Origin of the sequence: Enterococcus sp. 3H8_DIV0648 (assembly GCF_002140655.1) — a bacterium.
In the GTDB taxonomy this organism is placed as follows: Bacteria; Bacillota; Bacilli; order Lactobacillales; family Enterococcaceae; genus Enterococcus_A; species Enterococcus_A hulanensis.
This window is the reverse complement of the sequence record NZ_NGLG01000001.1, coordinates 2,995,925-3,004,286: the sequence shown is the minus strand read 5'-3', so window position 1 is coordinate 3,004,286 and position 8,362 is coordinate 2,995,925. Positions and strand designations below refer to the sequence as shown.

The 8,362-nt window shown below is 40.4% G+C and carries 8 protein-coding genes; 3 read left to right on the top strand and 5 right to left on the bottom strand.

Annotated features, from left to right (window positions below; translation table 11 throughout):
• The 3 genes from A5875_RS13900 to A5875_RS13890 all read left to right on the top strand — a co-directional run.
• Positions 1 to 905: family 16 glycosylhydrolase (locus tag A5875_RS13900; RefSeq protein ID WP_176244680.1), on the top strand; the 905-nt coding region annotated here is incomplete at its 5' end.
• Positions 906 to 1,286: 381 nt separating this feature from the next.
• Positions 1,287 to 1,679: a recombinase family protein gene (locus A5875_RS13895; protein ID WP_176244679.1), complete on the top strand. Its 393-nt coding sequence runs from the start codon at positions 1,287 to 1,289 to the stop codon at positions 1,677 to 1,679.
• A gap of 153 nt (positions 1,680 to 1,832) precedes the next feature.
• Positions 1,833 to 2,183, top strand: a complete 351-nt coding sequence (locus A5875_RS13890; RefSeq protein WP_254911874.1) for a DUF4368 domain-containing protein — start codon at positions 1,833 to 1,835, stop codon at positions 2,181 to 2,183.
• A gap of 82 nt (positions 2,184 to 2,265) precedes the next feature.
• Here the strand turns inward: A5875_RS13890 and rny are convergent, their stop codons facing one another.
• The 5 genes from rny to A5875_RS13865 all read right to left on the bottom strand — a co-directional run bounded on the left by rny (position 2,266) and on the right by A5875_RS13865 (position 8,241).
• The gene (rny, locus tag A5875_RS13885; protein ID WP_088934153.1) at positions 2,266 to 3,825 is read right to left on the bottom strand and encodes a ribonuclease Y; all 1,560 of its coding nucleotides are present in this window, start codon (positions 3,823 to 3,825) and stop codon (positions 2,266 to 2,268) included.
• A gap of 253 nt (positions 3,826 to 4,078) precedes the next feature.
• Positions 4,079 to 5,128: a recombinase RecA gene (gene recA / locus A5875_RS13880; protein WP_088934152.1), complete on the bottom strand. Its 1,050-nt coding sequence runs from the start codon at positions 5,126 to 5,128 to the stop codon at positions 4,079 to 4,081.
• 123 nt (positions 5,129 to 5,251) lie between these two features.
• Positions 5,252 to 6,499: a competence/damage-inducible protein A gene (locus tag A5875_RS13875; protein ID WP_088934151.1), complete on the bottom strand. Its 1,248-nt coding sequence runs from the start codon at positions 6,497 to 6,499 to the stop codon at positions 5,252 to 5,254.
• 194 nt (positions 6,500 to 6,693) lie between these two features.
• Positions 6,694 to 7,275, bottom strand: coding sequence for a CDP-diacylglycerol--glycerol-3-phosphate 3-phosphatidyltransferase (pgsA, locus tag A5875_RS13870; protein ID WP_088934150.1), 582 nt, complete (start codon positions 7,273 to 7,275; stop codon positions 6,694 to 6,696).
• Positions 7,276 to 7,308: 33 nt separating this feature from the next.
• On the bottom strand, positions 7,309 to 8,241 hold the full coding sequence (locus tag A5875_RS13865; protein ID WP_242550683.1) for a RodZ domain-containing protein: 933 nt from the start codon (positions 8,239 to 8,241) through the stop codon (positions 7,309 to 7,311).
• Between the last annotated feature and the right edge of the window lie 121 nt (positions 8,242 to 8,362).

Here is an 8,362-nt window from a genome sequence, read left to right as displayed (position 1 = left end):
ACCTTCATATTCCTAATGAGTGTCACGATAAATGGGAACTGTTATGCAATTTTTTGGATTTAGAGTATCCTGCAATACCTTTTCCTGAAATAAATGAGTTTGAAATAACCGAGCTATCATTCAATAATAAAGCAAACTTTGATTCTAAAGAATTGAAGTTTGATAACCTCCCTTGGATCATTCAGCCCAATAATTATCTCAGCTTACAAAGCGACAATAATAAGCCTGTGAATTATAACAATTCATTAATATTAGATAAAAGCACAAAGTTTGACTTCCAGCAATGGAAATTGCGTGATGACACTTTTCCTAGTAACTTAGCGCTATTCAGGCCAAACAATGTGAAAATTACTGAGAATAATATTGGCTTGCATTTCAACTATGAAGTTACTCCGGTAAGATCTTATACCTCAGCTGCTTTAGTAACAGTAGAAAAATACTTGTATGGTAAATTTAAAGTGGAGCTTTGCCCATCAAATGTTTCAGGTTTAATTACTGGTGTTTTTCTACATCGTAATGGCCCTCATCAAGAAATAGATATAGAATTTTTAGGAAAAGACCCAACGAAGATGCTAATTAACGTTTTCTTTAATCCTGGGATGGAAGGATCAAGGTTAGAGTATGGCTACCGTGGAACACCTGTAGTAATTAACCTAGGATTTAATGCGAGTGAAGACTATCATTTATATGAAATCCATTGGGAGAGTGACAGAATAAGATGGATCGTAGATGGCGCCGTTGTATATGAACGTATTATGTATGTTCCCACACCAATTCCATACTTACCAATGGAATTTAATATAAATCTATGGCATTCACAGTCTGAAAAACTGGCAGGAAAACTTAATTCTAGAGATATTCCAACAAGGTCGTCAATTAAAAAAGTTGAAATTGAGTTTCAATAACGTAACATGGTAATTCTATTTTATCAGGTGGTTGATATTATCCATCCTGAAAATAAATAATTGGCTAATAAGCCACTATTTGTAAAAAACATATTAAATAGAAGAACTCAGAAAATCCTACGGCTAATCTACTTGCGACAAAAGCCAATAACCTCACCGTTATAGGCTTTTTCTTATGTCCTTTTCATTCTAAAATTATAAAGCACCAACAATAATAACGTATGAAGGTTTTAAAAAATGCAAAACTGTAAGGGCTGTCTCTTATACACATCTAGATGTGTATAAGAGACAGCTTTTGACCTTTTCATTCTAAAATTATAAAGCACCAACAATAATAACGTATGAAGGTTTTAAAAAATGCAAAACTGTAAGGGGAAAATAATGGTGAAGGAATTGGAAGGACTAGACAAGTTTCTACTAGGTTATGCTCGAGTTAGTACCATTAATCAGGATTTAGGGTTTGAAGCTCAACTAGATAAATTGGAGCAAGCTAGCTGTCATTTGATTTTCAGTGAGAAAGATTCAGGTGGAAAGGACGGTCGCACGAAGCTACTTAAAATGTTGAAAACAGTTAAAAGACTATCTTCCAAAGGTAAAGATGTAGATGTATCGGTAGTAGTATATAAGATAGACCGACTGACTCGTAAAATGAGCACTTTAATTAATATCATCAATAAACTGTGTGACCACAATATTACCTTTGTTAGCCTGCAAGAGAGCATTGTAGCGAATAGATTATTGGGTCGCTTCATCATATTCGAAAAGTTGATTTAGAAGAAATTGTTTTATCGGAGCTAAATGATCTCCTAAAAAACATACATTTAGATGAATCATCTTTTTTGAAAAGGCTCGAGAAGAAATCCCAATCGGAATCTGATAAAAATTCGAATCGACAGAAGCAGAAGCTACTAACTTCTGAGCGGCGTTGTGAAGAGATTGATCGAATTATCCAGCGGCTCTATGAGGACAAATATTTCTGACAAATTAACGGATGAACGTTTTGCTAAAATGAGCAAAGCTTTCGAAGAAGAACAATATCAGTTAAAAAAATCTATTTCAACGATTAAGAAGACTCTCTCCAAACACGAAAATGAAAAATTGAATATCAAACGCTTTATGGACAGAGTAAAAAAGTATACTCAACTAGAAACTCTCATCGTGGAGATCGTCAATGAGCTAATCGAGAAGATTGTGATTCATAAACCTGAATGGACAAAGCGAAACCGCATTTTGACAATTGACATTTACTACAGTTTTATCGGGATTGTAAAAAATTGAAAAAAGTGAGTAGCGCAATGCTACTCACTTTGCTAAGTATCTTAGACTGCTGTGTGGCTGGACGCCTAAATGAGTCTTTTTACTATTTTGCATAATCGGTTGCGCGTGTTTCGCGAATAACGACTACTTTGATATGTCCTGGATAATCCAACTCGTCTTCGATTCTGCGGCGAATATCGCGAACTAAACGAGTCGCATCTAAATCAGAAATTTCTTCTGGTTTGACCATGACACGAACTTCACGTCCAGCTTGGACGGCAAAGCTTGATTCTACTCCGTCAAAACTATTGGAAATATTTTCCAAGTTTTCTAAGCGGCGGATATAGTTTTCTAGTGATTCGCTTCGTGCTCCTGGTCTAGCAGCTGACACTGCATCGGCAGCGGCTACTAAAACAGAGATGACTGAAGTTGCTTCTGTATCTCCATGGTGAGAGGCAATCGCATTGATTACGACAGGGTTTTCACGATATTTGGCAGCAAGTTCTGCACCAATCTCCACGTGAGAACCTTCGATCTCGTGATCCAGTGCTTTACCGATATCATGAAGCAAGCCGGCCCGTTGCGCCAACTGAACATCTTCGCCTAATTCTGCGGCTAAGACACCAGTCAATTTGGCCACTTCCACTGAGTGATTCAATACATTTTGACCATAGCTGGTCCGGAAATGTAAACGACCTAAAATCTTGATCAAATCTGGATGCAAGGTGTGGGCGCCCACTTCAAAGGCTGCTTGTTCCCCGTATTCACGAATACGTTCATCCATTTCTTTGCGAGATTTTTCAACCATTTCTTCGATCCGTGCCGGATGAATCCGACCGTCTTGAATCAATTTCTCTAACGTCATGCGGGCAATTTCCCGTCTGATTGGATCAAAGCCGGATAGAACGACTGCTTCTGGCGTGTCATCGATAATCAAATCGATCCCCGTCAATGTTTCTAATGTCCGAATGTTTCGACCTTCACGTCCAATGATGCGACCTTTCATCTCATCATTTGGCAGCGTAACTACCGAAACAGTCGTTTCAGAAACAGCGTCGGCACCGCAACGTTGAATCGCCATCGCCAAAAGATTTTTCGCTTTACGATCGGCTTCTTCTTTCGCCCGTTGCTCAGATTCCCTGACCATAACTGTTAACTCATGGTTCAATTCCTCTTCGGTCGTCTTCATAATTACTTCTTTTGCTTCATCTTTTGTTAAAGAAGCAACCTGTTCCAATTTTGTTTGTTGCTCTTCAATCAGTTGTTCTACATCTTTTTCTCGCTCGTCAATTAATTGCTGTCTAGCACTGATCTTTGTTTCTTTTTCTTCCAGTGAGTGCTCACGCTTCTCGAGAGAGTCATCTTTACGATCTAAAGACTGTTCTCTTTGAAGCAAGCGATTTTCTTGCGATTTTAGTTCTTGTCTGCTTTCTTTCAACTCACTTTCAACTTGTGCGCGATACTGCTGGTTTTCTTCCTTGGCTTCCAACAAAGCTTCTTTCTTTAAGGTTTCCGCTTCTTTATTAGCATGCTTAATGATTCCTCTAGCTGTGTTTTGTGCCCCATCAATTTCTTTTTCATGGCGTGATTTTGCCACCACGAAACCCAAACCAAGACCGACAATTAAACCGATGATAGCGAGGAGAATAGGAACTAACGTCATTAAATCCACCTCCGTACTATCTTATTTACCTATCTGTAGTTTTTTGATAAACGAATGTCAAATTATCAATATGCCTACTTGCATATGTGTGAGAGTCACACAACTTTATTCTAATGTTTGTCCGATAGTGTGTCAACTTTATTTCTCTTTTACCAAGCTCTCTAATAAAGCGCTTTGATTTGTTGTAGAACAACACGCAAAAAAACACTAACGACCGAGCAAACACGCTTTGTCGTTAGTGTAAATTTGTTTTTTATTCATCTAAAGGAAGTGCTTCTTGACCAGCCTCTTCTACTTCTGTCACTTCCACATCATCACCAATACCGTAAGCCGCTCTTACACGCGTAGCAACCTCTGCCATCATCTCTGGATGGTCAGCTAGGTATTTCTTCGCATTCTCACGGCCTTGGCCGATACGGTCTTCTTTGTATCCGTACCAAGCGCCACTTTTATCAATGATGTCTTGCTCAACAGCCATGTCCAGCAATTCGCCCTCTTGTGAGATTCCCAAGCCGTACATGATGTCGACTTCGGCTACTTTAAATGGCGGTGCCACCTTGTTTTTCACAACTTTGATCTTCGTACGGTTACCAACGATGTCCGTACCATTTTTCAATTGCTCTGCACGACGCACTTCTAAACGAACAGTCGCATAGAATTTTAAGGCACGGCCTCCGGGAGTTACTTCCGGGTTACCAAACATCACGCCGACTTTTTCACGAATTTGGTTGATGAAAACAGCGATTGTCTTCGTTTTGTTGATCGAACCTGATAGTTTACGCAATGCTTGTGACATTAAACGAGCTTGCAGCCCAACATGGGCATCACCCATCTCACCATCGATTTCGGCACGTGGAACTAACGCTGCCACTGAGTCGATAACGATAATATCAACGGCACCACTGGAAACCAGCGCATCGGCAATCTCTAAACCTTGCTCACCAGTATCCGGCTGTGAAAGCAGCAGCTCGTCAATATTTACACCTAAGCGTTGTGCGTATTGAGGATCTAACGCATGTTCAGCATCGATAAAGGCCGCTGTACCGCCGTGTTTTTGCACTTCCGCGATTGCGTGCAATGCTACTGTCGTTTTACCAGAACTTTCTGGACCATATACTTCAATAATCCGTCCGCGAGGGTATCCACCCACACCTAACGCAACGTCCAATGCTAAAGAGCCACTTGGAACTGTTGAAATTTGTTGGTCGATCTTTTCACCTAATTTCATGATCGAGCCTTTTCCGTAATTCTTTTCAATCTTCTTCATTGCAGCCTCTAGAGCTGCCTTGCGATCATTAGCCAATAACTGATCCTCCTATTTCCTATAATAAATATGTTTTCCACATCATTATTGCTTTTTCAATATCCCTAGTTTATCGGTTTGGCATCAAAAAAGCAAGCAAAAAACGAACAAACATTCGCATTCTTAATTTTTATTTAGAATTACTCTTCTAAGCATGTCTAAGCCCTTCATCACTGAACTATGGCGAACATACGAACGATCGCGACTAAAATGATTTTCAGCAACAAGCGTTTCGCCATTTTTTTGGGCCAAACCGATGTAAACCGTTCCTTTCGGTTTTCCTTCTAAATCATCAGGACCAGCCACACCAGTAAAGGACAACGCATAATCGGTATCTGCAAGACGCAGTGCCGCCTCGGCCATTTCTTTCGCGCACTCTTCACTGACAACGCCGACACGTTCTAAAAGCGCTGGATCGATCCCTAAGAAGCTCGCCTTCGTTTCTTTTGAATACGTCACAAACCCACCTGGGAAAACTTCAGAAACGCCAGGAATCGTGCCTAACGTCGCTTGGAATTCACCCGTCGTTAAACTCTCGGCCGCTGTGATGCTTAAATGCTGTTCTTTTAATAAGTCCACTACGACTTCGACTAAGCTGTTTTCTTCACCATAGCCATAAAAGAATTCGCCGACTTTTGCTAAAATCTCGGCTTCTGTCTGGTCTAGCAAGGCATTGGCTGAAACTTCATCTTCTGTCTTCGCTGTGATTCGCAGCGTGACTTCGTTTGGCTTCGCATAAGGTGCAATCGTTGGGTTTGATTGCTGTTCGATCATTTCTGCCAGCTCCGTCACTAGCTTGGATTCTCCGATACCAAAAAAGCGCAAGACCCGTGAAGTCAATTTTTCTGTCGCGGGAAACTCTTTTTCCAACAATGGTCGTGCTTGCTCTAAGAACATCGGCTTCAATTCGCTTGGCGGTCCAGGCAATAAAATATAATTATTCTTTTCACCTTTATAGAGGCAGCCGATCGCTAAACCAGTCCGATTCGGTAATGGGATGCCATCCTGCAAAGTCTCTACTTGTCTCAAATTATTCGGTGTCATGGTTCCTTGACGCTGGGCAAAAAATCCATTTAACGCTTCTAGCCCTTCTTGATTTTGAACCAGCGGAACCCCTACGTGATCAGCCAATACATTCTTCGTCAAATCATCATCGGTCGGTCCTAAGCCCCCGCATAAGATAATCAGCTCACTGCGGGTATCCGCTAATTGAAGTAATTCTTCTAAACGTTGCGGATTGTCACCAACGACTGTATGAAAATAAACCTCAATCCCCATATCCGCTAATTTTTCTGATAAGAAAGTCGCGTTGGTATTTACGACTTGTCCTAATAAAAGTTCTGTGCCCACGGCAATGATTTCTGCTTTCATTCGTCCCTCTTCTTTCTAAAGATACGCCATTTTTTCTCAACTATAACAGAAAAAACAAAATTTAAGGAGCGATTGGCAAACTTATTTATTGCTGGATGAATCATCAGTCTTTTTTTAATGATTCCTTTAGCTGTTTACATTTAAAAATACGCAAAAAAAAGACGATACTTGAATGTATCGTCCAAAAATTTCTATTACATCGAGCCTTTGAAGATCGAAGTGTTTTTAGCGAAGTAATCGTAACCTGAATAAATTGTGAAGAATAGGCAGATATACAACATGATTTGATCCATCGGAATACCAATAAAATTGAATGGGACATTGTTTAGATAAAGCAATATGATTCCGACCATTTGTGTTGCTGTCTTGATTTTCCCCGGCATCGCTGCAGCCATTACGCCGCCACCTTGCTCTACGATCAATAATCGTAAACCCGTTACCGCTAATTCCCGACAAACGATGATCGCGATCACCCATGAAGGAGCTTTGCCTTGTTCCACTAAGATAATGAAGGCTGTCATTACCAGCATTTTATCAGCTAAAGGGTCAGCGAATTTCCCGAAGTTCGTAACTAAGCCGCGGGCTCTGGCAATTTTTCCGTCTAAATGGTCCGTATAGCTGGCTACTGCAAAAATAATTGCTCCGACTAGCTGCGTTACCGCTAAACTAGTATTTCCGATTTGCAGTGTTCCCCAGTCCCACGGCGCCAATACAACGACCATGAACACCGGAATCATAAAGATCCGAATGACAGTCAATTTATTTGGTAAATTCATTGTTGATTCCTCCTAATTCTATTACACACGTTCTTAAGACGCGTAGGCGATATTCAGTGTCACGTCTTTTTTCAGCAACGAGTCTCCTGGTTGAAAATCAAGCGCCTGATCATTAACCTTGATTTCAGCATATTTTGCCATCCCTACAGTAATCAAAGCTTGAGCTGCATCTTCTGGTAATTCAGTTGTTTGTGATTCTCCTGGTTGCAATGTGTATTGATACGTTAAAGCGCCGTTGATCTGGATACCAACCCACACACGTTCTTTACCGGTGAAAGTGATTTTCAGCGGTTTCTCTGCATTATCGACTTTCATTGTCGCTGCGTTGGTTGTATTATTTTCCATCGCAAACGCCATTTTTGGTTTTTCCGGTTTCTTCGATGATTCCGTCGTTGGTTTAGGTTGTGAAGACGAAACCTTTTCTGCTGATGAAGAAGAAACATCTGAACGCTCAACTTGAACAGAACTATTTTCTGGAATAATTGCAGTCTCTTGATGGTCCAACCAAGTTATGTAGCCTACTACCGCAATAATCGCTAATGCCACGAGTCCAAGCACGACCATCGGCATCGTCGCTCTAAATCGAGCACGGGTAGGATTTTCAGCATGTTTATTTTTTCTCAGCTCATCAACGGTCTCCAATTCTGGATAACTCGGCAATGGTTTATCCTTGCCGTCCAAAACATCGATCAAATGATTGCCGTCAAGTTTTACCTCGTCAGCATACTGTCGAATAAACGTCCGCAAATAATAATCACTGGGCAATTCTTGAAAATCATTTTCTTCAATCGCCAGCAAATAGCGTTTTTGGATTTTTGTGCGCTGCTGCAGTTCATCTAAACTGATTTTTTTATCGATACGGGCTTTACGTAGCGTTTCTCCAATATTAATACTAGCCACTTGATTCTCTACTCCTAATTCGTAATAATGAAATAATTTTTGGAAAAAATTATAACCGATTCTCATCACGTATACCATTCCACTAATGTATTAAAAATATATAGTGCAACTGGCATCCTAATTCGTAATAATGAAATAATTTTTGGAAAAAAATTATAACCGATTCTCATCACGCATACCATTCCAC

Bases quoted from the DNA above. Each gene is read 5' to 3' on its own strand.
- A5875_RS13895 (WP_176244679.1), top strand. From the start codon at position 1,287: ATGGTGAAGGAATTGGAAGGACTAGACAAGTTTCTACTAGGTTATGCT.
- pgsA (WP_088934150.1), bottom strand. From the start codon at position 7,275: ATGAATTTACCAAATAAATTGACTGTCATTCGGATCTTTATGATTCCG.
- A5875_RS13875 (WP_088934151.1), bottom strand. From the start codon at position 6,499: ATGAAAGCAGAAATCATTGCCGTGGGCACAGAACTTTTATTAGGACAA.
- A5875_RS13865 (WP_242550683.1), bottom strand. From the start codon at position 8,241: ATGAGAATCGGTTATAATTTTTTCCAAAAATTATTTCATTATTACGAA.
- rny (WP_088934153.1), bottom strand. From the start codon at position 3,825: ATGACGTTAGTTCCTATTCTCCTCGCTATCATCGGTTTAATTGTCGGT.